Origin of the sequence: Mesorhizobium sp. M0626, assembly GCF_040320665.1 — a bacterium.
Lineage (GTDB): Bacteria > Pseudomonadota > Alphaproteobacteria > Rhizobiales > Rhizobiaceae > Mesorhizobium.
Map to the genome: position 1 here is coordinate 1 of NZ_JAMYQD010000001.1, position 20,098 is coordinate 20,098.

Here is a 20,098-nt window from a genome sequence, read left to right on the forward strand (position 1 = left end):
TGAAAGATGGCCTTCGCTTCGCCCGGCAGCGGCTCGCTGAATTGAATGCGCCCGCCGAGCTCGATCATGCTGGCCAGGATCTCGCGCCGCTCCTCTAGCGCCTTATCGCGCAGATCGTGGCCGTTAAGATGAAGCAGATCAAAGGCAACAAAATACAAGTCGTGTTGCCGGCGGGTGATGGCTTTGCGCAGCGCTGCGAAGTCCGAAAGGCCCCTGTCGTTCAGAACGACTATCTCGCCGTCGACAATGGCGCTTTTGGCACCAAGGCGCTTGGCCTCTCTCACCATGTCGCGATATTTCGCAGTCCAGTCGTGGCCATTGCGCGTATAAATGCGTGTGCCGTCTTCATCGATGATCATCTGGGAACGGTAGCCGTCGAACTTCACCTCGTGGGTCCAGCCTCCACCCTCGGGAGGCTTCTCCACAAGGGTCGGCATCAACGGCTCGATGAACTTCAAACGCATGCACTGACCCACCCTCCGCGATTCAATAAGATTAAGCTAAAATAGTTCCGAAACCGGAAATCAGCCTTTTGGTGCAACAAACACGTCAACTCGGCGTTGCAGGATGAGCGAAGGAGGAAACGATATGGCCGATGACAAGAGCAAGCGGGATTTCCGCGATCGGGACCGTGTCTCGGCCGATGAGGATTATGAAGTTGAATATTTCGCAACAAAGACCGGCATCACACCCCAGCAGGTCAAAGAGCTGATCGCGAAGCACGGCAACCAACGCGAGACTTTAGAGCGGGTAGCCAAGGCGCTGCGGAAACAATGACCAGGCTATCTGATCTCGGCAGACCATTAATCGGGCACCGACATGAAGGACCGCCCGCGAGCGAACTCGCGCATTTCCTCCCCTGCCCTGTTTGCGGGCAACAGATTGATATGCGCGATTTTCGCCAGGTCACTTATCATGCCGATCCGGAGCACGAGCCGCTCGAACTGGACGCTTAGGACCAAAAGTGCCGAAATTCCACGTTGAGGAAATGGACGGCGATACCGTGACGGCTACCCACATCGTCCATGCGACAACGCCGATCAGGGCGGCGCGGGAGGCGACAGAGCGCGAAGTCACTCTGCGCACCAGCGAGCCCATCTGGATCAGGGTTGCCGACGAAAAGCGCGGCCACATATTCGAATACAGTTTCAGCCTGTAGCTGGCGATCCAACTCGGCTAGCTGAGTTTTTGAATGGCATACCATGCCGTCGACCTCGATACGCAAGTTCGAATATGACCCCAACACCAGGGTTCTGTCGGTTTGGTTTGTAGCGAGCGGGAAGCATTACGAGTTCCTGGACGTACCTGCTGAGGCCGTTGCTGCGTTCAAAGCTGCCTTTGCCAAGGGAGTCTATTTTAACAGCCACATCCGCAATCGTTATGCATTCCGGCTTGCGCCATGGAGGGCATCAGGCCCGACGGGCGATTGACAGAGTCTCAGATCGAGTGGCCCGCGCCATCCCAGGGGAGCAACTGTGCGAATTGGCCCAGGGTCCGAGGGCAAATGAAAACGCCTGCCGGCCGGGGCCAGCGGGCGCGTATTATATTAAGATAGGTGCTGGGCCTATTTGCCCATCATCATCGCAGCTTTGCAGAAGTTCTCATGGGCCTTCGCAATATCTGCGTCAGCGCAGTCCTTCATCACCGCGTCCTTATCCTCCTGAGACATAGCCGACCAAGCGGTTTTCGCTTCGGCCTCAGACTTCATGGTCTTCATGCTGCTGTCCGTGAAGAAAGGAGACATTCTTGCAGGATCGTCGAGCGCAGACGTGCCAGTGGAATTGCCGGCAAAGGCCGATCCGGTCATAAGGGCAAATGTCGCGCCGAGAATGAGCATTTTCGAATTCATCAAAATTCCTCCGAATGCAACTGCTTTAATGCAGCCGTGCTAATTCAACGCTTGCGGGTAGAAAGGGTTTCCAGCCAAATTGAAAATTGTAGAAATTGCTACCGATATTTCGTCGTCAACCTAGGAGGAATTGGCCCGCAAGTTCGGTCAAGGCGGCCGGCCACCATCGATGCTGCAATTGCCTGGCCGGTTGCCCCGGACTTGTTCAGGGATGGCCCGCGCTTGCTTCCGAGCGCGGGCCGACCATGATGAGTGAGGGGCCATCTTGGTCACCGGCAGGACCGCTTAAGAACGAGCCGGGTGTGACTGAACAGCCTCAGGGCGAGGATGTTCCCGACTGACCCAAAAAAGCCCCCCAGCAGTTGGGCGTGCTTGTGGGGCTTAACCGCACCGATATTGGATAAGTCACGGCTGATGGGCAAACCCACGGCCAGTACTTTCCGTGCAGGTGGACAGCTCGCCGGGCGAAGACCCCAACCACCTCGATCCCGGCGAGCCTAGACCTGATCAGAGTACGCGATCAGGACCGGGGATCAGCCGGCGATAGTGGCATGTCTTGCAGGTCAAGCACTGTGAAGCACAGCTTCCTGATCGGACCTGCTGCCGTGTCGAATGGAGTAGGCGCGAGTGATTTCCGCACCAAAAAGAAAAATTTCCGCCGAGTAGTAAGCCCACAACAGGATGACGAGCAGCCCACCGGCGGCCCCATATGAGGCCGCGACCGCGCTGGAGCCTATATACCAACCGATAAGCGATTTCCCGAGCGTGAACAGGGCAGCGGTCACAACAGCGCCAATCCAGACATCCCGCCATTCCAGGGTTCGATCAGGCAAGATCTTGAAGATAGCGGCGAAAATAGCTGCGAGGAGGACAAAAGAAACGACCGCCTTGATAACGGCCAGGACAAGTGTCCCGAACGGCAGCTGTGCGTTGATGAGGTTGCCTAGGGCCGAAATCGCCGCGCTCGCGACTAGAGAGACGAGCAACATGAAGCCAAGTGCGGTGACCAGTCCCAGACTTACCGCACGTGCGCGCACCAGGCGCGACAACGAACTGCCCTGCGCTTCGACCTTCCATATCATGTTCAAGGACTGCTGTATTTCGCCGAAGACCCCGGAAGCGCTCACAAGCAAGGTGATGATGCCAATCACCGCCGCCCAGGTGCCGCCGGATGGCTTTTCGGATGCGCTCTTCAGTGCGGTTTGCAGGATATTTGCGCTTTCTGTACCCATCATCCCTGTGATTTGGGCGGACAATGCCGCTTGGGCTGCCTCGTGACCGAATGCGAGACCCGCAATTGCAACCACGATGAGCAGAATTGGCGCCAACGATGTTGTGGCATAAAAAGCGATTGCTGCGCCATGGCTGAGAGCATTGTCGTTGACGAACCCAACGACGGCTTCTCGCACCATTGCCCATGCATTTGTGATCGCGCGATGCATTTTGCGCCCCAGTCGAATTGGCGTTCACTAGCAATGCACCAGCACATCTGATGTTCCGGTTGCGGGCTGTGGCAGGAGTTTTCGCACCGACTTCCGCGGAGGGTCGCCGGCATAGAACTTCCGCTCCGATGCGCTGGCATCGCCTTCGCCCCCATTTCGGGACGCGCATTTGATAATGGTTTTCTCACGATCATTTTAATTCGTTCGGAAACCATAGAAGCGGAGGCTGGCTCGTTTGCACCGACAAGGACAACAGCACGGAGGAGGTGTTGGAGGCGGCGCAGGAAGCTGGCGTGCATCATGCGATCTCCGCCGGCCGCTGGGGGTACGAGCATCCGGACTATGCCGCTTTTCCAAGCTGATTGGTCGCGAGGTGAGATTAAAACCGTCCTGAGCCTCAATATCGCTCTGAGGCGCCAAAGCTGCCAACGCGGTATCACCGTGTCTGCTTTCAGGCAGCGGCAACCAACGTCGTTGCGGCCAAGATCGCGCCACCAGCGGAATGGCGCCTTTCCGCTGGTTTGCACCAGAAGCAGACCTTCTGCTCTCGTTCCCTATACTGCCGGACCGCATGCGCCTCATATCGGTCATTCAGAATTTAGCAGCCGCCCCTTTTCCGATGCCAGCGCCTGAGCCTTTTGGGAGACCTAGGCGCAGCTTGCCGGCCGCAGCCTGTCCCAATTGGGACGAATAGTTGGCACCCATATTACAAATCGACTACTCCTAAAGCTGCCGGACCGCTCTCGTGATGAGCCGCCAGTCGGCTAAGCGCCTCAAAAGCAGAAATTCGAGCGTACAGGCGACGTGAAGGAGGATACCCGAACCCGCGTGAACGAGGCTGCAAGGTCGATCGGATTTCAGTTCAATCGACAAGCTATTGATTTTCGCCGGGGTCGTTCCGATGCGCTTATTGTTCTGGTGTCGGACATCGCGAACCCGTTCTTTCCGGTATTCTTCAAGGGATCGAAAAGGAGGCTCGGGAACGCGGATTTACGATGTTGATCGGGGACACCTCTGCTGGCCCGCAGTGCGAGGCCACCTACGTCGGGATGCTGGCTTTGGCGCCCCCCATTTGTAGGACGTTAGGTAGCACAATAGGTAACACAAAGGTCAAAACAGAGCAATGGCCACAGCCATTTGCGTCAGATTGTTCAAGTAATTCGCCGGCCGCCAACGCGAACAGACGCGAATGGTCCCGTCCGTATAGCGTTGTTAATCCGGCAGTAGCATCTCCTCTTCATCGGCTGCCGCTTCGAACAGCAGCCGGAAGTCATTACCTGGCATTTTGCCATCGATCGCAGATAGGCAAGCCTCGGCCGCCAGCCGCCACTTGGGGCCACGATTGGACCACTTTAGGAGCTCCTCGGCGGCGGCATCAACCCGGTTCACACCAAGGCGAAGCCCCGGGCGCTCGGTCTTCACATAAACCGGAGGGTTGAACCAACGGTGGGGCATCACGCCTCTCGAACGTCAAAGGCGATGAACAGTCCCCAAACGGAGGCTGATTTGATGATCATTTCGACTAACTGGCAGTCAGTTTCGAGAACATCGCGGCCGCGCTCACGGACCGCTACAATGGTCGCTTTAACGGAAATAATGTCGCCGGGTTGAGAGCCCAACAGGACCTCGCGGACCAGCTCCTTGGCCGTTTGCTGCGTAGGCCGAACGGGTGCTTGAATGTCCATCCCATCCTCCCAGAGAGATAGAACCTCATCAGCTATTCTGTGGGTCACTTTCCGAAAAAGGCAAGAGTCGGAAACGTACAAAGCAGGTTGCCGCAAACGCCGCATTTCGGAACGGAACCCGCCCATGCCCTTTTATTGGTGGAATCAATTTGCACGAGGCATGTGGGTGCAAATCCAAGGAATTTACGCCGTTCGCCACGGCAAGGATGGACAAAGCGGAGGAGTTCTATACCCGGCTTTTCGAGCAGAGGCCTGATGATCGTCCCATGGACGGGTTGATCCAATGGCGCCCGAAGCTCGGGGTAGGTGTCTGTCACCGCAAACACGTTGTAGGCCCACTTGCTGGCGGCACTGCGAGGCAAAACTGCTGCCTAAGGCCACAGCATTGAGACCACTTTTGTAGGCAAAGCTTCGCCATCCGCCGAAGCGGCGATATTCTTCAACATTGAGATTGCCCCGTTTGGCTCGCGGCTTGATTGCGGCTGGGGCAGCGTGGGGTATTTGTTTATAGACCGCGACATCGCCGAATGGTTCGCGGTTCGCTCTGCCGAACAGAACAAAGGCGAGGCAGTTGTTGTGACGGCAAAGGTCCGGAAGGCCGGCGTTCGGCTTGCAAAGGCCAGTGAGAAAGAGGTTGTGACCGTGCCGAGACGGTCGCGGGGTATCAGATGCCGTCGACGTTCTCTTGAGCCGCGACCGAAATTCGACTAGTCGAGTCAGCCGCTTCCGAGATCGCCAGTATATCAAGCAAACGACCGGCCCGGCGTACCCTACTTGCAGAACGATCAGCGCAAGGACCGCACAGCCGAGCGCCGTCCAAATTGAACCGGCTTCGATGTAGGTCCAGATCGCCCTGTGGAAAATACATTCCTCACGCATTTCATCAATTAGCGATTGCGCAATTAGCTGATTCTAAAATATCGCTGTAGCATGATGTCGCATCAGCTAGCGCTATCCATCCATAGAAGACGCTTTCAAGCTCGCCGTTGATCTGGTCGGCAGGAATGCCGGCCTTCTCGGCAGCTGTCATCAACTGGTCTTTCAAGTCGCCAACCGAGATGCGGTCTCCCTGCGCCACAATGGGCAGTTGTTTGGCTACCCACTTGTCGAGAAACTTCAGGCCACGGACGCTCATTTATTAGCAACCTCTCATCCTTGACACCGCACCCGCCCCGGGCCGGGTGACACCCGATCGCATGAGCGTGACGATTCCCTCCTATGGCTTCCCGCATTCGGTTGTCGATTCGACTTCGAAGGCCGTGATCGGCTTCAGTCGGCCCGGTCACGCGCATCGACGGCGACAAGGTAACCGTCAGCCTCCGGCCACTGGTGACTGTCGACGCCGAGCACGTGCGGGTTCGCCACGGCGAAAAAAGCCGATTGTTGACAAAGCCTAACGGCGCTGCTTGAGGAGATCAAAGGCCTCGTCGCAGGGGCAGCCGCCGGAAAGAATGGGATTCGGGCCGCTTTGGATAGTCATGCGGTTCCCGAGCCAGCACCGCGACAAGTACCGAGCAGTCGAGTTCCTCGTTGAACGAAAAGTGCGGGTCGGCCTCTGGCAAGATCTGAGCCAAGCGTAGCGATTTCAACCTGGCTGTCTTGGCGGCACGTTCTGTGCATTCAACCTCATTGATCGCTTTCGCGGACCGCACTGCACCTCGGCGTTCTCCCAGCCAACACATTTCCTGGTAGCCTCATTCTCACCTCCCCCCAGCGCAAATTTCTACATTCAGATGAACCATGTCGCCCTTCATTCTGATGAAGCCCAAGCTCAAGCAGCGGACCAGATGGCCGCGATTGTGGGCTCGCACCGACCGGCGAGGTGATGCGAGCCCGGCCGAGTCTCGCGGGACCCTGGACAGGGACAGCGCCGAGTGGCTGGTGTCGGCGCTCCTCGAGTTCCTCATGGAAGGCACAATATGTCGCCGCTGCCGGCTGATATGAACCAGATCTCGGAATTGGCGCTTGAGGGCACATCATGACTGCGCACCAGGCGCCTTGCCGGAACGTCGCCGACAGTGACGGTATCCAGCGTCCGCAACTCCCCGAAAAATTTCCATGAGACTTCGAGCCAGATATCCCGACCGGCAGCAACAGCACCAAGGTTTTTCGAGGGCGCCTTAGCCGTGGGGCCAGGGACGAGCCCGCCACTATTAAAGGACGAGACAGCCGAGACCATGATCGGTGACGCGCGCCGTACATTCTGAAAGCCAATGATCGCCGCCGTGATCGCCAACGCCGCCAGGACAAGGGCAATCGCTATCCAAACAACTGACCGGCGTCGATTTCGCATCGTTGCCCCAACCCAGGGGAAATATCAACGTATTAGCAACTGCTTGTATTTCTCGTGAACCAGGATCATTCTTGCCGAACGGAGGCCACCAGTAACGGTGGAAAAGGGGAACGTCATGGAATCCGTTTGCTACGCCCAAAGCTCGATCTGTTTGCTGTCGCTCTTAGTCAACACCACGATGGCGCTTATTGTTTTGACGCCATTCGCAGCGACGCGCCTGCTGGTGTTGAGGATACGCGCGGACTCGGGCCGAAACCTTCAACTCGCCTAAGGCGCCGTGGGCAAACCACCTTACCGAGGCGCAGATCATGCGAATATTTCTGTTGATCCTTGCCGCTGTCGCAGTGTTCTACATCTGGGACAACGTGGCAAACAAAGGGCTGTACACTGCCCAGATTAAACGCAGCTGGGTCTAGTCGCAGGCTTCAAACTCATAAACTAGCGCATCGCGGTTGGTTGCACATCATGGGCAGAAGGTTGCCGCAACCATCAGACTGCACCGATGTGGGCCATGAAATCGGCAATGACGGTGGCCCTCTCGGGTGCGCTCGGTGCCGTCGAGAACGTTGCAACCTCAAAAATCTTGCGGTCGAGATAGCCGCCAACCGATTTGCGGAGGCACATCTTGCGCGTCGTCAAATCTTTGATGGTATTACCCGACGCCACGGACGCCTCGATGCCGCCATTGACGGAGAATAGAGGCTCCCGCCTTCGTGGCGCCATGTCGTCACCACAGGCACGCCGGTCGAAATGGCAGTACTGGCAACCTGCCAAGGGTACGACACGAAATTCGATCCTTGGACAATCGGCCCCCGGATAGAAGTGCCATTTGCAATAACCAGCGTCGTCACTCCACAGGAAATCATTGTTAGCGGCGTTGCCTGCGCCAGTGTTGTTGGTGTCGATGGCATCGATGTAGCCCGAGCAGATCACAAAGCCGGACGACAGCCCCACGAAATTGGAGATGCTCGCGCCTATCAGTTGGCTGGTGATGCCGTTGAAATCGGCGCATGTCCGGCTGTTTGGACCTGCAGTTGTAACGGCCGGCTGCGCACTGGTGACCCCAATCTTCTCGAAGTACCGGCCGCCGCCGGTCTGGTCCTTGAAGGAATCGGTGCCGGGCGTCGGAATCTTCGCCCTGGAAGGGTTGTCGATGTTGGCTTCGATCTTCAGTGCTTCGAGCCTGCCGCTCAGACTCCGCCGAGCGTCGGCTCTTTGCGGTAGGCATTTTCCGCCGCGACGAATTCCGAGGTCGGTCTCGGGAGCTTCAGTGCTGATCTGAAGTAAGCCGCGCTGGCCATTTTCGAAGGGCGAGATGTCTTGGCAGCGATGTTCATTGCCATTATGTCCATCGCAAACGCGATGCGTCCCGTCGCGTATGTCACGTTTGCCGAAAATATTCCCGCATAGCCGCTACCTCGGCTTTCCATCGCCGACGCGCCGGCCGAAACCTTTCCGATCTTCTGGCCGAGAGCCTCGGCGGCAACCGCCGTCTCGACCCAATCTCCAGAACTCCGATCCTCGAACTCCGTTTCGATCTCAGCGACGAGCGCCGCTATTTGCGCGAGTTGGCGTCTGATCGCTGCGAGTTTGCGCACGGTGCTCATGGGCACGTCTCGATCGATGCCGGAACCAAAGTCGTTGAGCAAAGTTTCCTTACCGAAGGGCGTTTTAGGTTTTTGGAGAACTCGAAATGAAGACCATCATCCTTGGCGCATTGGCGCTTTGCTTGGCTGCGCCTGCGGTCGCGTCCGCAGAAGAAGGCATCGTCGTCCAGACCCAGCGACATCACCACCGCCATTATTGGGACGACAACAATAACGACCGTGTGGTCATCTATCGGAACGGACACCGTCTCCATCGCCGCCATCATGGCGAGCAGGCGTTTTACGACAATGGCGAGCGCGCCTGGCGCCGGCATCATCACCGGTCCAGCGACTTTGTGGTCACCGGATCGATCAACCGTCCGATGCATCACCGCCGTCACGTCGTCATTCAGCAGGACGACAACAGCGATTATGACACCGACTATTGATCGCAGTCTAACGGCCCGGCCTTCGACGAGAGCCGGGCACCGGAGGGAGGGGTTTCGCCATGACGATGCTGTTTGAACCCTTGGACTTGGACGGTCACAAGCGCAGTGCGGCGCGGTTGTCGATCCTCCAATGTCGTGTGTTGACGCGCTTCGATCGGGTCGAAGAGGCTGCCGATAAGGTGCAAGCAGCGGCTGAGTTGTTCGCTGAGGCGACTCGACCTGTCGGAAGCACTCAAACGCTCGGTATGTGAGCGCCAAGTCGGCGGCGGAACCGGCAGGCGGCAACGAGCGTTGCCTTTGCATGGTCGACTATCTCAAATCGGTACTGAAGGAACTGTGTCCTGCCTGGCTCATGCGGAAGGCGGGCGTCGTAGACGTTCGCCCTGTTGAGCAGCAGCCAGCCATAAGCGATCTAATAGGTGCGGCGCCGCCGACGCGATATCGTGGGCCGGTGCGGTCCGAGCCCCCGACCACAGGCTTAACGAGTCCATAAGCAAGCGCAATTCGGGCTGACCCGCGACGCAGAAAGTTCGAAAAACTTCCAGGAACCCCAGCCAAACAATTGATCAGGCAAATCATGAAGTTAGCGAACAAGGCCGCGACCGAACCGTGTTGCATCGGTTTTCCCGCTCTGTAACGCGCAAACCCTTGCATTCCGGGCTTGTCCCGTCCTGTACCTTGTTGTCATTGCAACATGACTGCAACACGGAAAGGCGGATTGTTCCCCTCATGTTCGCCAATGAAGGCGCGCGCCACCCATAGCCGATTGCGGCGCCAATTCTTTCCTGCAACTATCGGCAGGTCCGTGGACTTGGACGCGACATGGAGAGAGCTATGGCTGACAACAAATCAAATCGGGGAAAGCAAGATCGGGCCAGGGTGTCCACCAGCGAGCCTTACGAGGTGAACTACTTCGCCCGGAAGCACGCAATCACAAAGGATATGGCCTTGAAAATAATCAAGGAAACCAAGGGCAACAGGGACAAGGCAAACGCCGCCGCTGAAAAGCTCAGGTAAAGAAACGCGACATGACAACAAAAAAACCCGCCGGAATAGAGAAACCCGCCGCTGAGAGGGGGCCAGGGCGGCGGGTTTCTTCACCTTGAATAGAGCGGCCACGGAGAAGACCGCGCACGACATAAACCCGCAGAGGCGGCTCCTTGTTCCACCCAATTTTAAGAACCAGCCTGTCGAGGACTACATGGTGCTAGTATTTCATCTTAGGGCCGCTCTCCACCAGCACTTCCTGAGATTTCAGATCCTCGCCCCAAATCACGGTTTCACCGTGGGTGTCCGGGCATGGCTCTGCGTCCGCGCCTTCCTCGTCGCCGACGTTGTCCAGCTCTAGATCATCAAGGCAGCCAAGCGACGGCTCATCGTCTGCCGTTTCCTCCAGATCGCAATCAGTCTGCATGAGATCCAGTGCCGTTACAGGCTCATGGCACGGTCTAGGAGGTCGTTCAGGCGCTTTTCTACGGACTGGCGCCATATGCCGCGTCGGTTCCCTGCGGGCATCCCATGGGCTTTAGAACGCGAAGGGCGGTCATGACACGCGCTCCAGATCGAGGAAGGTCAGCGCCGTCATCATTCATCACGGTGTCTGGCGCTACCGGCAGCGGGACATGGTGGGTGTGGCCGCGTGCCTCGTGATGGCCGGCATGAGCGCCTGTATGCCGTTACGCTGGCGCCTTTTGGTGAGGAGACAATGGGCAAGCATTTCCGCGACGAAGAGATCGAGGAATTCCTAAAAGCCTACGTCGCGAGGTTCCCGGGCGCCGTAGAGCGAATGGAACATGTCATGTTGAATCCATTCGACGATAATGACGAACTGATGTCCCAGAACTTCCGCGAGATCTATCAGGTCGCACAGTCGATGGAATTCTTCGCGGCATACGCGGCGCATGAGCCGAGTGCGATCCATGATTTGGTCAGGGACGTTGCGAGACGTGTGTCGGATGGGCTTGGCCCTATGGGATCGAGAAAAATCAAATATTGACGCGCCGCCTGGCTGAGGCCTGGATAAGCAAGATGCCCCACCGGAATCAGCCGGTGGAGCTCTTAGAACAGCCCACTCAGGGACTAGCTGAAGGGGCTGTTTGGCGGTGTGACCCGGGGAGGATCACATTTGCAAATTGGCGCCTTCCTTTGCCCGGCACATCGGCCGAACAGATGAGGGCTATTCGCCTGCTCGGATTGCAAGGCTGCCGGCCGCGACCGCCGGCTTCGCGTTGATGCCGTCAGTTTGGTCGACTTGCAGCACATGGGATGCCCGGCCAGATTGTCGCGAGAGTTTTTTGGGCATGGCGATCTCCGTTGAAGGGGGTCGCCGCAAAGGATTTTATTCCTAACTGGACCTGGACGGCAGGTTATTCGGTCAAGCTGCCTTCCCGGTGGTGCATCGCCTCCAAGATCACCTCATAGACGCTGCCGACCTCCTCTTTGATCTCGTCGGCACCGATTCCCTCACGCTCCGCAGATTTCATCATTTCGTCAGCGAGGTCGCTAACCGCCACTGGATCATCAGTCATTGCGTTGGGCAGGTGCTCTGCCATCCACCGATCGAGAAAGTTGATGCCGCGTGTGCTCATCAGCCGATAAGTTCAAAGCGCATATTAGGTTCCGCTACTTGACCCCTGAGACGGCCGCACCAGACTCCAGTGCATGGCTAGTGGTCTCAAGATCGGCGATGAGGTGGCGATCGACGCCACCATTATTCGACGCGTCACTGACGACAGGATCAGCGTGTCGATACCGACCTACGGATTTCCGCATTCCGTTCGGGATAGCACCACGAAGGTGGTCAAAGGTCAGACCGTCGAACTGATCGGCAGCGTCACACGGGTCGAGAAGGACGCCGTAACGGTCAGCCTGGGTGGCCCGGTGGTGACGGTCGCACTTGATGTTGTGCGGCTGGTGAAGCTCTAGCTTTCCCGACCTTACCGCCCTAACGGCTGCTTCGAAAGCGAGAGAAGTTCGGCCTCATCTTTTATCCCGGCCATGTAGTTGGCAATGATCCGAGAGGCCAACCGGCCCTGCGCATCGGGTGATTGGTCGTCGACGAGTTTAAGCTGCTCGAAAACGCGCCCTAGCAAGGCCAATTCGGCAGGCTTAAGGATCCCGGCATCCACGGCTTTTCGTCTGATGGGCATGACTAGTGTTCTTCCCTCACCGTCTCAAGCCGCGAGCCCGAAATCGGTTCCGGAACATTTTAGCTCAAACGCATGTTTCAATGGTTATGAAGATCGAAGCCGACGAATGCCGGGCAGCGTTGACGCTCATCCGGCGCACAATCGAGGACCACTGCCCGCCCGGCGTGCTGCCTAGCGAGGAAGCGGTGAACGGTCTCTATGGGCCGGGGCTCATGGATGAGGCGGAAGCGCTGGCGGCTGCCATCGTCGCAACGATCGACCAGATGCAATTGCGCGTGATGACGAAACCGCCTGACCGCGCTGTCCCATTATAGGACGGCGCGGTCAAACCCCAACCTTGGCTGCGCAGGCGGCTTCGGCATTGAGTTCTACCCCGAACTCCGGCCGGCGCTGATCAGGCAATCTCCCACTGCGGCCCCGGCCATTTTCGTTGCACCCCGCGCGGGAGCCGCCTTGGCTGACGTCCACTAGCTCCCGCTCATCTTGACCCCGGGCGCAATGTATTGTCCGTATATGAACTCGACGAGTGAGGGCACTGCATCGCCATGTAGGCGGTCGGCCCCCGCGGCTGTCGAGCGATGTTTGAGGGAGCAGCGCATTGTTCGTCGATTACTACGAACTCTTGGAGATCAGCCCAAACGCCAACTCGGAGACACTTGAGCGAATATTCCGCTACTTTGCGATGCGCTATCATCCCGACAATCAGCAAACTGGTAACGAAGCCCGCTTCAGCGAAATAGTAGAAGCACACAACGTCTTGAGGGATCCCGTTAAGCGCGCCCAGTACGATATCTCCTATCGAGAGCATGCCGGTGAGCGGCTTAAATTGGTCGAGGAGGCAAGCGACCCCAAAGGGGTCGAGAAGGATGCTTTGGTCCAGGCCAAACTGCTTTCGCTGCTCTATGTGAAGCGCCGCCAGGATGTCGGCAATCCGGGCATTGGCGACGTCGAAATCGAACGGTTGTTAGGCTGTCCACCAGAGCATCTGGAGTTTCATCTCTGGTACATGAAGGCAAAGGGATGGATTGCAAGAATTGAGAACGGGACAATCGCGATCACGGTTGAAGGCGTCGATCGCGCCGATTCCGAACTGCGTCGCGATACCAGCATTCGGCTCCTGAGTAGAGACTAGAGAGGGTATCTGCCGAAGATTCCGCAAGGCTCCAGGGGAGCTTCGCGCGTCATTTTGCCGAGACCAGATAGGCTGAGGAAATAGGGGCTTCGGTGGCCGCTTGCGGACGGGGGCAATGAGGATCATGCTGACGCTGGTCCTATCGCTTCCCTCGAAGTAGGCCAGCGAGCCCTATTGTGAGGCAGTCCGGCATGTAGGATTGTAGTCCTCGTTGCGGCGACCCCCTCAAGCGGAGATCGCCAATGGCCAGAACCAAACCTTCCGAACAGCTTTCCCGGGCTGAAATCGAGCGCTTCATCGCGGCAGCCGAAGCGCTGCACAAGAGCATCGTCGGGCCGCTCCTGGCGTATCACAGCGAGCACTACCAAGCTCTACGTGAGGTCCATCGACCGCTGTTGAAGTCGATTGAGACCATTACCGGCAAGAGGGCGCCATTCATCCAGCCGAACATGACAGGACCGGCACAGCCGCGGGAGAAGCCTCCGGGCTAGTTCTCCTCGCGGAAGTCCTGCAGTGAGGCGTGGCGGAGGTCCTCCTCGCCGCGCAGGTGCTTCACAGCTCAAACTCATACGGGCACTCGGGAAGGGACCGAGTTTAAATCGGGTTATGGTTGCAGCGCGGATTAGACCATCAGGCTTAATTGCTGCGCTGTCATTCTGCGGGTAGGATCGGGGTGTGGTTAATGCCACTCTCCAGTGTGGTCGGCACCGTCACGTCACCCAACTGTAACGTTGCCCCCGACAGCGCCGACCACGCTCAATGTTGGCTGATTAGGCCGGGGCCTCCCCTGTACGAAACCGTACCTTTGAACCTCCTTCGCTAAAAAGAGAGTAAATAACTCCCTTCGCCGGAAGTGAGGCCGCGATGGATCTAATAAAGCATTTAGAAACCGCACGTGGGGTGATGGAAACCAGCTTTCAGTTGCAGAGCCGGTCGATGACCGGAACAGCTGCGTTCCGCAGCCACATCGACCACACCCGGCAAGCCATCCAAGAGTCGCGCGAACTGCTCAAGCGCCTTCGCCAACGCTACCGCGAAGATATGGCCCAGGTGCTCGAAGACGAGGACGATCTCGCGCCGATGCGCATATCGGGGTTCGATGCCGACGTTCTCCGCTCCGCATTTCAAAATCTAGTCAGGGATGCAGACGTGCCCGAGTGTCAGTGGCGCGTTGTCGCTGAATGCTTGGTACGCGAATATGTCGGGTGTGAGCAGATCGAAGCCGGCTTGCTGGATTGGATCACGAAGAAGTAGCGCCCGTTTTTGTTGCGAGAAACCCGCCGCACATATTCGCGATTTGGATCTAGAATCTGGTCAAGGAAGCGATCTTCGATGATATCGCCAGCGCCCTCAGAGAGCCTAGCCAGGACGTGTGGCGCCCTGCTCCCGCCTTCGCCATCGATGCGGCAGGTAAGCTGTTCCTCGGCCTCGGTATCGGCCTAGGCGTGGCTGCAAATCCGGCTCCCCTGTCATGGCAAACGCGACGTGAGCCGCCTGCAAGGCAAGGCAGCACTCGTCACGGTCGCGCTTGATCAATTCCGGTAGGATAACGGTCCTTCCGGCCAGCCGCCCAGCAGCAACCAGCCGTTTTACTCAGCGCAAGCACCCTTTGGCTCCGGCGTGATCTCCTCGACCTGCACGTTTTCGCCGATCTCTCTCGCCCAGGCCAAGGCTTTAGCCTTGTCGTTGGTCGTAAGCACCGTGCGCCAGTTCGGCGCTTCAAACACGCTCACAACGTAGGTTGTCACCGACTCGTTGACCATGCTCCACCTTTGCCTACTTCATAAAGGTGTGGTGCCCTCATATTAGCATGAGCGTATATAACTTGGTAGTCAGCCTACGCGCCAGGCCTGGCCGGCTGGGAAATAGGCAAATTCGGCCGTGGCGCCCGTCAGTCCGCCAAGGGCTGCGCCGTATATTAGCTACATCTCGACTAAAAAGCTGTCCGCTCAGAATCCTGTCATGGCTCGGGGAATAGGCATCGGCGACGAGGTGGCGATAACGGCCGCAGTGCGCAGGCGGGTCGACGAGGACCACGTCAGCGTCAGCATACACAGCTACAACTTCCCCCATTCGATCCTCGATCGCACGACGAAGGTGAAGCGCGGGCAGCAGATCGAACTCGTCGGCAACGTCACCTATGTCGACGAGGAAGGCGGCAAGGTGACAATTATACTGGACCGCCGGTCACGGTCGACATCGACAAGGTCAGGCTGGTGCAGGCCTATGTGCCGCCGAAGCGCAAGAAGCCTCTGCGCGATATGGCCCACTAGGTGCCCTTAGCTTGGCCTTGGAATGGCGAATCGCCGGCTGATCCTTACTGGAACGAGATGCCCACGGCCTTGATGATAGAGCCGGACAGGGTGACTGTGAAATCTCTGGTCGCATCGTTCTCTGTTGTGGGTATCGACCATGCGTCGGTCGCAACAGGCCGATCGTTGGTCAAAGCAATCTCGTCATGAATTGGGCTGTCGCCCCCGCTCCATGAGCCGACTGCGCCACTGCCGGTGATCGACCCCGACAAGAAGAAGGCCGCCCCGGACGTTTTGACTTCAACGTCGGCCAGGGTTTGTGGTCTGCCTCCACTGATGCTTATTCGCATTGGAGCGGATAGTATCGTCGGCAAAAGAGGGTCCGAAAAGGCCTTTCGGCAGCTCCCTCGTAGGAACGAAAAAAGAAGAGAAGCGGAACTTGCGTGTGCAGTATTTGCACACGAACCCTCATAAATATTTGATTTTATCTATCTTCCCTATCCATCATCGGTGCAATGGCCAGTCTATGCTCTTGATTTTTCAGCATCTGTTTAACATCAGAACCTTAGAACCTGCCGCACACGCTGCGTCAGCGAGACCTCCCTGCAACGCGACGTTGCGCGGCGCCGGGGCACCGACACCAAGTCGATCGCAGTGAGACGCCGACAAAGCCCTGTTAGCGCGCCTGAAGCCTTCGGCGAACTCATCGACCTCCATATCGACGACATGTGCGATGTAGGCAAGTCCCCTCGCCGCTCCAAGGCCGCAGCCCTCGCTATGCTCCGAACATCTGGGGAAGTGCAGCATCGCCACCCTCGATCGCGAACGGCTCGTTCGCATCGGTCGTGATCGAGCCGCCCAGGGTGCCGGACGATGAGTCTCGGTATCGACATCACCTGGGAAAGTCGTTGAGCGTCGTTCCTGGATGATCTGCCTGGTCGTGATCGCGACAGCCGCTGGCGAGAGCCGCCAGACTCAAACACGCATGAGATTGTCTGAAGCGGAGGACCATCCATGGAAGGACCCATTTCGACCTATTTTGCATCGATTGAACCCGTGGCCCCCGACGTTTTTCTGGACCGCTTGCTGCATCCGGCGCGGCATTTCAAACATCCCCACGACGTTTTGGCCGACGTTGCCCTGGACGCTCAGGAGAAGCGCGCCATTCTTTCGTCATGGGCATCGGATGCCTGCGCCGTAGAATCCGTGCCAGCGCTTCGCATGCTGCCGCGAGCGGGTGAACCGGCCAGCTTCGACACGATCATGGATGCGTTGCAACAGTTGGATCAATCGGATGAGCGTGCCGGTCCTGACTGCAGTGACAGCGCGGCAGTGGCCGCGTTCGTACCATTCGTCGATCGGATTTAAGGGCGACGTAGTTGTTCTTGCACCATGGACCCGTCGGCGAGTGACCCCGCCGGCGGAAGGGGTGGCATTGGTGCGTTCGCCCAGATTGCCGATGAAAATTTTCCTATTCTTGCTCTTGAAGGTGCAAGTCGCGATTCTAAATTGATGGTCGCCGGCCGCCCAATGGGGCCGGCAACACCAGGAGGCGGCAAGGCTCTTGGGTGCCTTCTGTTGTCCATGTTGCTCAAAGGAGGATGTGGCTATGAAGACAAACCTCGATTTTACCCCTCTATACCGGTCCAGCATCGGCTTCGACCGCATGGTCGACATGCTTGAAAGTGCGAGCCGTGTGGCCTCGTTCGACAACTGGCCGCCCTACGATATCGCCAAGGTTGATGATGATCAGTATCGCATAACGATGGCGGTCGCCGGTTTCCCGCAGGACCAGTTGACCGTCACCCACCAGCCCAACATGCTGGTTCTGAGCGGGTCGCAATCCGGCGATGAGAACGGCCAGTATCTCTACCGCGGCATCAACGGGCGCGCTTTCGAGCGTCGGTTCGAACTGGCCGATCATGTCAAAGTCGAGGGCGCCAGCCTTGAGAACGGGCTGCTGAGCATCGATCTCAAGCGCGAGGTTCCCGAGGAGATGAAACCGCGCAAGATCGAAATCTCCAGCGGGGCTCCCATGCCGAAGATCGAGGCTCCCAAGATCGAGACCGACAAGCTGGCCGCCTGAGCAATCCACTATGAAGGCTTTCGCTTGAGCCGGGCGTCCCGTCCGGCTCAGAGACCTACGAAAGGAGAAAGACAATGAGCGTACGTGACTTGATCCCCTGGGGCCGGGGCAACGGAAACTCGGCGCCCAGTCTCTTCCCCGACGGAGATCGAGACCCCTTCGTCTCCCTCCACCGGGAGGTAAATCGGCTGTTCGATTACGCCTTCCGCAGCTTTGGCGCCAGACTGCCGGCCTTCGGTCCCTCTTTCGCCGCCAGTTGGCCGAGTGTCGAAATCTCCGACACGGACAAGGAAGTCCGCGTCACGGCGGAAATACCTGGCCTGGACGAGAGCGACATAGAAGTCCTGCTGGAAAATGGGGCGCTCAAGCTTAAAGGCGAGAAGCGTTCCGAGACCGAGGACAAGGACCGGCAGTTCTCCGAGCGCTTCTACGGTCGCTTCGAGCGCCTCATTCCGCTCGGCTACGAGGTTGAAGAAGACAAGGTCAACGCCGCCTTCAAGAACGGGGTGCTGACTGTGACGTTGCCCAAGACCGAGCGGGCGCAGGCGAAGGCCAAGCGGATCGCAATCAACGGGAAGAACTGACGGATGCAGTATGGGTGGCGGCCCTTACGGCCGCTGCCCGTGCGACCCTTCATAACGGGAGGGACAGGCAATGGAGACAGTTCAAAGCAGCGACAACAGAAACCTAACCAAGACGTCCGTCCGGCCGGACAATGACAATCGGCCTCGTCTAGACGGGCCGGCTTTGTCAATGGGACGGTCAGTGTTTCCGGACGGCGCAACGGCGCGGATCTACCAGCCATGCCGCCCGGCCATGACCTCGGCAAAGCCCCGCAAGGCCTGGCGATTGGTCTTCGAACGCCGCACAGCCCCGTTCATCGAGCCGCTGATGGGCTATACCGGTGGCCGGGACACCCTGACCCAGGTTGAACTGAACTTTCCGACGCTGGAAGCGGCGATCCGTTATGCCGAGCGTCAAGGCCTCAACTATGTCGTGCAGGCTGCACCTCCTGCTTCCCAGGCCAAGGTCACGCGCCAGCATGCATCGGAGGAGCTGCAGTTGGCTTGGCTCCAGGCAAGCCACGGCTATGGCGCCGGCGCACAGGCAGCGCACATACAGACGGCGCTTTCCGAGCCGGAGACATTCTACGCCTCTCCGATGGAGGTTGTGGATGACCCGGTGCTCGCACCCGACGAGAACGCGCCGTGCTCAAGAACTGGGCCTGGAACGAGTACCTGATCGACCTGGCCACCGCCGAAGGCATGCCGGAAAATGCACGCCCGTCGCGATTGGACGAGGTCGAACTCGCCTTGCTGGCCTTGGAAGTCCGAAACCGGGGCTTCCAGACCAGGACCAGCCCGGTGCACTCCCGGATAGCCGCATGATAAGGCAAGAAGGAACCCACTGATCGTCTTCGACGCCCAACGGACCATCCCGAAACCCTTCCCGCTTGCGGTCGCGGCAGCGGGCGGGCGCGCGCCGACAACTTTCCCAATGCGTGGGCGCCCGATTGCGCCTCGGCAGAACTCGGCCCAGTTGTTAGGATCGCGCTGATATGGACTCCAATGAATTGGCGACAGAGGTTCCTATGTATCAATCCTTCAACGGCTCCGCCCATCCCCTGGCACCGAAAGAGATCGCGATCGCTGCCGTCCCCGAAGACGAGCGTGTCTGGGTCCCACAGGCGGAGGGCGTGTGGTTCCGACCACTTATGCTCAACACAATGCAAGGGCAGTGGTGCAATCTGCTCCGCGTACGCCGGGCCGGGATATTAAGCCGTCATCTGCATCCGGCCCCCGTGCATGGCTATGTGATCAAGGGGCGTTGGCACTATCTTGAACACGACTGGGTGGCAGAGACGGGATCTTACGTTTTCGAGCCGCCCGGTGAAATCCACACGCTCACGGTTCCAAGCGACGTGCCCGAGATGATCACCTTCTTCAACATTTCCGGCTGCATGGTTTACCTGGACAAGGATAACAAGCAGATTGGTTTCGAGGACGTTTTCACCAAGATCGACATGTGCAGAAATCACTATGCGAGCGTGGGTCTCGGTGACGATTTCGTCGATCAATTCGTACGGTAGACATCCGCCCGTTTGTCTTCCGCTGCGATGAGTTCGCGCTCCGCCACAGAGGCGAAACGAGGAGATTTTTTGGTGACCGATTCCAT

32 protein-coding genes are annotated in these 20,098 nt (G+C 58.1%); 18 read left to right on the forward strand and 14 right to left on the reverse strand.

Annotated elements, in window-relative coordinates; translation table 11 throughout:
- Positions 1-464 (reverse strand): ATP-dependent DNA ligase (locus tag NKI37_RS00005; protein ID WP_502896315.1); only part of this gene is annotated, 464 nt, incomplete at its 3' end.
- Between the two features lie 124 nt (positions 465-588).
- Here NKI37_RS00005 and NKI37_RS00010 point away from each other — a divergent pair.
- The 3 genes from NKI37_RS00010 (at position 589) to NKI37_RS00020 (ending at position 1,430) form a co-directional block, all read left to right on the forward strand.
- Positions 589-777, forward strand: a complete 189-nt coding sequence (locus NKI37_RS00010; protein ID WP_023708231.1) for a DUF3606 domain-containing protein — start codon at positions 589-591, stop codon at positions 775-777.
- A 187-nt stretch (positions 778-964) separates the two neighbouring features.
- Positions 965-1,159, forward strand: a complete 195-nt coding sequence (locus tag NKI37_RS00015) for a hypothetical protein (protein ID WP_155921714.1) — start codon at positions 965-967, stop codon at positions 1,157-1,159.
- 43 nt (positions 1,160-1,202) lie between these two features.
- Positions 1,203-1,430: a KTSC domain-containing protein gene (locus tag NKI37_RS00020; protein WP_081731378.1), complete on the forward strand. Its 228-nt coding sequence runs from the start codon at positions 1,203-1,205 to the stop codon at positions 1,428-1,430.
- Between the two features lie 134 nt (positions 1,431-1,564).
- Here the strand turns inward: NKI37_RS00020 and NKI37_RS00025 are convergent, their stop codons facing one another.
- The 8 genes from NKI37_RS00025 to NKI37_RS00055 form a co-directional block, all read right to left on the reverse strand.
- Positions 1,565-1,849, reverse strand: coding sequence for a hypothetical protein (locus NKI37_RS00025; protein WP_023708229.1), 285 nt, complete (start codon positions 1,847-1,849; stop codon positions 1,565-1,567).
- 563 nt (positions 1,850-2,412) lie between these two features.
- Positions 2,413-3,291, reverse strand: coding sequence for a YihY/virulence factor BrkB family protein (locus tag NKI37_RS00030; protein ID WP_352787872.1), 879 nt, complete (start codon positions 3,289-3,291; stop codon positions 2,413-2,415).
- Positions 3,292-4,503: 1,212 nt separating this feature from the next.
- Positions 4,504-4,746: a DUF982 domain-containing protein gene (locus tag NKI37_RS00035; protein ID WP_023708228.1), complete on the reverse strand. Its 243-nt coding sequence runs from the start codon at positions 4,744-4,746 to the stop codon at positions 4,504-4,506.
- The gene (locus tag NKI37_RS00040) at positions 4,746-4,976 is read right to left on the reverse strand and encodes a hypothetical protein (protein ID WP_023709645.1); all 231 of its coding nucleotides are present in this window, start codon (positions 4,974-4,976) and stop codon (positions 4,746-4,748) included. Before NKI37_RS00040 ends, NKI37_RS00035 begins: the two co-directional genes overlap by 1 nt.
- A 183-nt stretch (positions 4,977-5,159) precedes the next feature.
- Positions 5,160-5,855, reverse strand: a complete 696-nt coding sequence (locus NKI37_RS31895; protein WP_502896314.1) for an exopolysaccharide production repressor protein — start codon at positions 5,853-5,855, stop codon at positions 5,160-5,162.
- A 4-nt stretch (positions 5,856-5,859) separates the two neighbouring features.
- Positions 5,860-6,111: a DUF768 domain-containing protein gene (locus tag NKI37_RS00045; RefSeq protein ID WP_023707510.1), complete on the reverse strand. Its 252-nt coding sequence runs from the start codon at positions 6,109-6,111 to the stop codon at positions 5,860-5,862.
- 1,647 nt (positions 6,112-7,758) lie between these two features.
- A complete protein-coding gene (locus NKI37_RS00050; protein ID WP_023724422.1) occupies positions 7,759-8,223 on the reverse strand; it encodes a hypothetical protein in 465 nt (154 codons plus the stop codon).
- A 236-nt stretch (positions 8,224-8,459) separates the two neighbouring features.
- A complete protein-coding gene (locus NKI37_RS00055; RefSeq protein WP_031208153.1) occupies positions 8,460-8,876 on the reverse strand; it encodes a hypothetical protein in 417 nt (138 codons plus the stop codon).
- 86 nt (positions 8,877-8,962) lie between these two features.
- Between NKI37_RS00055 and NKI37_RS00060 the strand changes: the two genes are divergently transcribed.
- From NKI37_RS00060 to NKI37_RS00070, 3 genes are all read left to right on the forward strand, one after another.
- Positions 8,963-9,304, forward strand: a complete 342-nt coding sequence (locus tag NKI37_RS00060; protein ID WP_023706891.1) for a hypothetical protein — start codon at positions 8,963-8,965, stop codon at positions 9,302-9,304.
- 59 nt (positions 9,305-9,363) lie between these two features.
- Positions 9,364-9,555, forward strand: coding sequence for a hypothetical protein (locus NKI37_RS00065; RefSeq protein WP_352787867.1), 192 nt, complete (start codon positions 9,364-9,366; stop codon positions 9,553-9,555).
- Between the two features lie 583 nt (positions 9,556-10,138).
- Positions 10,139-10,321: a DUF3606 domain-containing protein gene (locus tag NKI37_RS00070; RefSeq protein ID WP_023734668.1), complete on the forward strand. Its 183-nt coding sequence runs from the start codon at positions 10,139-10,141 to the stop codon at positions 10,319-10,321.
- Positions 10,322-10,511: 190 nt separating this feature from the next.
- On the opposite strand, the gene NKI37_RS00075 is transcribed toward NKI37_RS00070, so the two are convergent.
- Positions 10,512-10,718 carry a hypothetical protein gene (locus tag NKI37_RS00075; protein WP_352787864.1) on the reverse strand — a complete coding sequence of 69 codons (207 nt, stop codon included), beginning with the start codon at positions 10,716-10,718 and terminating at the stop codon, positions 10,512-10,514.
- 225 nt (positions 10,719-10,943) lie between these two features.
- Here NKI37_RS00075 and NKI37_RS00080 point away from each other — a divergent pair, with 225 nt between their 5' ends.
- Entirely contained in the window at positions 10,944-11,300 is a 357-nt protein-coding gene (locus NKI37_RS00080) for a hypothetical protein (protein ID WP_352787862.1), read from the forward strand.
- Between the two features lie 180 nt (positions 11,301-11,480).
- On the opposite strand, the gene NKI37_RS00085 is transcribed toward NKI37_RS00080, so the two are convergent.
- Both NKI37_RS00085 and NKI37_RS00090 read right to left on the reverse strand, forming a co-directional pair.
- The gene (locus tag NKI37_RS00085; protein WP_023807463.1) at positions 11,481-11,606 is read right to left on the reverse strand and encodes a hypothetical protein; all 126 of its coding nucleotides are present in this window, start codon (positions 11,604-11,606) and stop codon (positions 11,481-11,483) included.
- Between the two features lie 64 nt (positions 11,607-11,670).
- On the reverse strand, positions 11,671-11,892 hold the full coding sequence (locus NKI37_RS00090) for a DUF768 domain-containing protein (RefSeq protein WP_023807464.1): 222 nt from the start codon (positions 11,890-11,892) through the stop codon (positions 11,671-11,673).
- 73 nt (positions 11,893-11,965) lie between these two features.
- On the opposite strand from NKI37_RS00090, the gene NKI37_RS00095 reads away from it, so the two are divergent.
- Positions 11,966-12,229, forward strand: a complete 264-nt coding sequence (locus NKI37_RS00095) for a hypothetical protein (RefSeq protein ID WP_023822658.1) — start codon at positions 11,966-11,968, stop codon at positions 12,227-12,229.
- An 11-nt stretch (positions 12,230-12,240) separates the two neighbouring features.
- On the opposite strand, the gene NKI37_RS00100 is transcribed toward NKI37_RS00095, so the two are convergent.
- Positions 12,241-12,453, reverse strand: a complete 213-nt coding sequence (locus NKI37_RS00100; protein ID WP_023672644.1) for a hypothetical protein — start codon at positions 12,451-12,453, stop codon at positions 12,241-12,243.
- A gap of 80 nt (positions 12,454-12,533) precedes the next feature.
- Here NKI37_RS00100 and NKI37_RS00105 point away from each other — a divergent pair, with 80 nt between their 5' ends.
- The 4 genes from NKI37_RS00105 to NKI37_RS00120 all read left to right on the forward strand — a co-directional run bounded on the left by NKI37_RS00105 (position 12,534) and on the right by NKI37_RS00120 (position 14,839).
- A complete protein-coding gene (locus tag NKI37_RS00105) occupies positions 12,534-12,767 on the forward strand; it encodes a hypothetical protein (protein WP_032894393.1) in 234 nt (77 codons plus the stop codon).
- A 284-nt stretch (positions 12,768-13,051) separates the two neighbouring features.
- On the forward strand, positions 13,052-13,585 hold the full coding sequence (locus tag NKI37_RS00110; protein ID WP_023672646.1) for a J domain-containing protein: 534 nt from the start codon (positions 13,052-13,054) through the stop codon (positions 13,583-13,585).
- 242 nt (positions 13,586-13,827) lie between these two features.
- A complete protein-coding gene (locus NKI37_RS00115) occupies positions 13,828-14,076 on the forward strand; it encodes a hypothetical protein (protein WP_023672647.1) in 249 nt (82 codons plus the stop codon).
- 373 nt (positions 14,077-14,449) lie between these two features.
- Positions 14,450-14,839 (forward strand): hypothetical protein, encoded by a 390-nt coding sequence (locus NKI37_RS00120; protein WP_352787856.1) that lies wholly within the window; start codon positions 14,450-14,452, stop codon positions 14,837-14,839.
- Positions 14,840-15,174: 335 nt separating this feature from the next.
- On the opposite strand, the gene NKI37_RS00125 is transcribed toward NKI37_RS00120, so the two are convergent.
- On the reverse strand, positions 15,175-15,348 hold the full coding sequence (locus NKI37_RS00125; RefSeq protein WP_352794333.1) for a hypothetical protein: 174 nt from the start codon (positions 15,346-15,348) through the stop codon (positions 15,175-15,177).
- 1,503 nt (positions 15,349-16,851) lie between these two features.
- Here NKI37_RS00125 and NKI37_RS00130 point away from each other — a divergent pair.
- The 6 genes from NKI37_RS00130 to NKI37_RS00155 all read left to right on the forward strand — a co-directional run bounded on the left by NKI37_RS00130 (position 16,852) and on the right by NKI37_RS00155 (position 20,012).
- Positions 16,852-17,205: a hypothetical protein gene (locus NKI37_RS00130; protein WP_352787854.1), complete on the forward strand. Its 354-nt coding sequence runs from the start codon at positions 16,852-16,854 to the stop codon at positions 17,203-17,205.
- Positions 17,206-17,446: 241 nt separating this feature from the next.
- Positions 17,447-17,923, forward strand: coding sequence for an Hsp20 family protein (locus NKI37_RS00135; protein ID WP_023672654.1), 477 nt, complete (start codon positions 17,447-17,449; stop codon positions 17,921-17,923).
- Positions 17,924-17,997: 74 nt separating this feature from the next.
- Positions 17,998-18,507 carry an Hsp20/alpha crystallin family protein gene (locus NKI37_RS00140; RefSeq protein ID WP_352787851.1) on the forward strand — a complete coding sequence of 170 codons (510 nt, stop codon included), beginning with the start codon at positions 17,998-18,000 and terminating at the stop codon, positions 18,505-18,507.
- Between the two features lie 181 nt (positions 18,508-18,688).
- Positions 18,689-19,165, forward strand: a complete 477-nt coding sequence (locus tag NKI37_RS00145) for an NADH dehydrogenase ubiquinone Fe-S protein 4 (RefSeq protein ID WP_352787848.1) — start codon at positions 18,689-18,691, stop codon at positions 19,163-19,165.
- Positions 19,132-19,311 (forward strand): hypothetical protein, encoded by a 180-nt coding sequence (locus NKI37_RS00150; RefSeq protein ID WP_156033784.1) that lies wholly within the window; start codon positions 19,132-19,134, stop codon positions 19,309-19,311. The genes NKI37_RS00145 and NKI37_RS00150 overlap by 34 nt, the downstream gene beginning before the upstream one ends.
- A 203-nt stretch (positions 19,312-19,514) precedes the next feature.
- A complete protein-coding gene (locus NKI37_RS00155; RefSeq protein ID WP_023710477.1) occupies positions 19,515-20,012 on the forward strand; it encodes a 2,4'-dihydroxyacetophenone dioxygenase family protein in 498 nt (165 codons plus the stop codon).
- The last annotated feature ends 86 nt before the right edge of the window (positions 20,013-20,098 follow it).

Excerpts from the sequence above, each read along its gene's own strand:
- NKI37_RS00010 (WP_023708231.1), top strand. The coding sequence starts at position 589 with ATGGCCGATGACAAGAGCAAGCGGGATTTCCGCGATCGGGACCGTGTC.
- NKI37_RS00020 (WP_081731378.1), top strand. The coding sequence starts at position 1,203 with ATGCCGTCGACCTCGATACGCAAGTTCGAATATGACCCCAACACCAGG.
- NKI37_RS00025 (WP_023708229.1), bottom strand. The coding sequence starts at position 1,849 with ATGAATTCGAAAATGCTCATTCTCGGCGCGACATTTGCCCTTATGACC.
- NKI37_RS00030 (WP_352787872.1), bottom strand. The coding sequence starts at position 3,291 with ATGCATCGCGCGATCACAAATGCATGGGCAATGGTGCGAGAAGCCGTC.
- NKI37_RS00035 (WP_023708228.1), bottom strand. The coding sequence starts at position 4,746 with ATGCCCCACCGTTGGTTCAACCCTCCGGTTTATGTGAAGACCGAGCGC.
- NKI37_RS00040 (WP_023709645.1), bottom strand. The coding sequence starts at position 4,976 with ATGGACATTCAAGCACCCGTTCGGCCTACGCAGCAAACGGCCAAGGAG.
- NKI37_RS31895 (WP_502896314.1), bottom strand. The coding sequence starts at position 5,855 with ATGCGTGAGGAATGTATTTTCCACAGGGCGATCTGGACCTACATCGAA.
- NKI37_RS00045 (WP_023707510.1), bottom strand. The coding sequence starts at position 6,111 with ATGAGCGTCCGTGGCCTGAAGTTTCTCGACAAGTGGGTAGCCAAACAA.
- NKI37_RS00055 (WP_031208153.1), bottom strand. The coding sequence starts at position 8,876 with ATGAGCACCGTGCGCAAACTCGCAGCGATCAGACGCCAACTCGCGCAA.
- NKI37_RS00060 (WP_023706891.1), top strand. The coding sequence starts at position 8,963 with ATGAAGACCATCATCCTTGGCGCATTGGCGCTTTGCTTGGCTGCGCCT.
- NKI37_RS00065 (WP_352787867.1), top strand. The coding sequence starts at position 9,364 with ATGACGATGCTGTTTGAACCCTTGGACTTGGACGGTCACAAGCGCAGT.
- NKI37_RS00070 (WP_023734668.1), top strand. The coding sequence starts at position 10,139 with ATGGCTGACAACAAATCAAATCGGGGAAAGCAAGATCGGGCCAGGGTG.
- NKI37_RS00075 (WP_352787864.1), bottom strand. The coding sequence starts at position 10,718 with ATGCAGACTGATTGCGATCTGGAGGAAACGGCAGACGATGAGCCGTCG.
- NKI37_RS00085 (WP_023807463.1), bottom strand. The coding sequence starts at position 11,606 with ATGCCCAAAAAACTCTCGCGACAATCTGGCCGGGCATCCCATGTGCTG.
- NKI37_RS00090 (WP_023807464.1), bottom strand. The coding sequence starts at position 11,892 with ATGAGCACACGCGGCATCAACTTTCTCGATCGGTGGATGGCAGAGCAC.
- NKI37_RS00095 (WP_023822658.1), top strand. The coding sequence starts at position 11,966 with ATGGCTAGTGGTCTCAAGATCGGCGATGAGGTGGCGATCGACGCCACC.
- NKI37_RS00100 (WP_023672644.1), bottom strand. The coding sequence starts at position 12,453 with ATGCCCATCAGACGAAAAGCCGTGGATGCCGGGATCCTTAAGCCTGCC.
- NKI37_RS00105 (WP_032894393.1), top strand. The coding sequence starts at position 12,534 with ATGGTTATGAAGATCGAAGCCGACGAATGCCGGGCAGCGTTGACGCTC.
- NKI37_RS00115 (WP_023672647.1), top strand. The coding sequence starts at position 13,828 with ATGGCCAGAACCAAACCTTCCGAACAGCTTTCCCGGGCTGAAATCGAG.
- NKI37_RS00120 (WP_352787856.1), top strand. The coding sequence starts at position 14,450 with ATGGATCTAATAAAGCATTTAGAAACCGCACGTGGGGTGATGGAAACC.
- NKI37_RS00125 (WP_352794333.1), bottom strand. The coding sequence starts at position 15,348 with ATGGTCAACGAGTCGGTGACAACCTACGTTGTGAGCGTGTTTGAAGCG.
- NKI37_RS00130 (WP_352787854.1), top strand. The coding sequence starts at position 16,852 with ATGGAAGGACCCATTTCGACCTATTTTGCATCGATTGAACCCGTGGCC.
- NKI37_RS00135 (WP_023672654.1), top strand. The coding sequence starts at position 17,447 with ATGAAGACAAACCTCGATTTTACCCCTCTATACCGGTCCAGCATCGGC.
- NKI37_RS00140 (WP_352787851.1), top strand. The coding sequence starts at position 17,998 with ATGAGCGTACGTGACTTGATCCCCTGGGGCCGGGGCAACGGAAACTCG.
- NKI37_RS00155 (WP_023710477.1), top strand. The coding sequence starts at position 19,515 with ATGTATCAATCCTTCAACGGCTCCGCCCATCCCCTGGCACCGAAAGAG.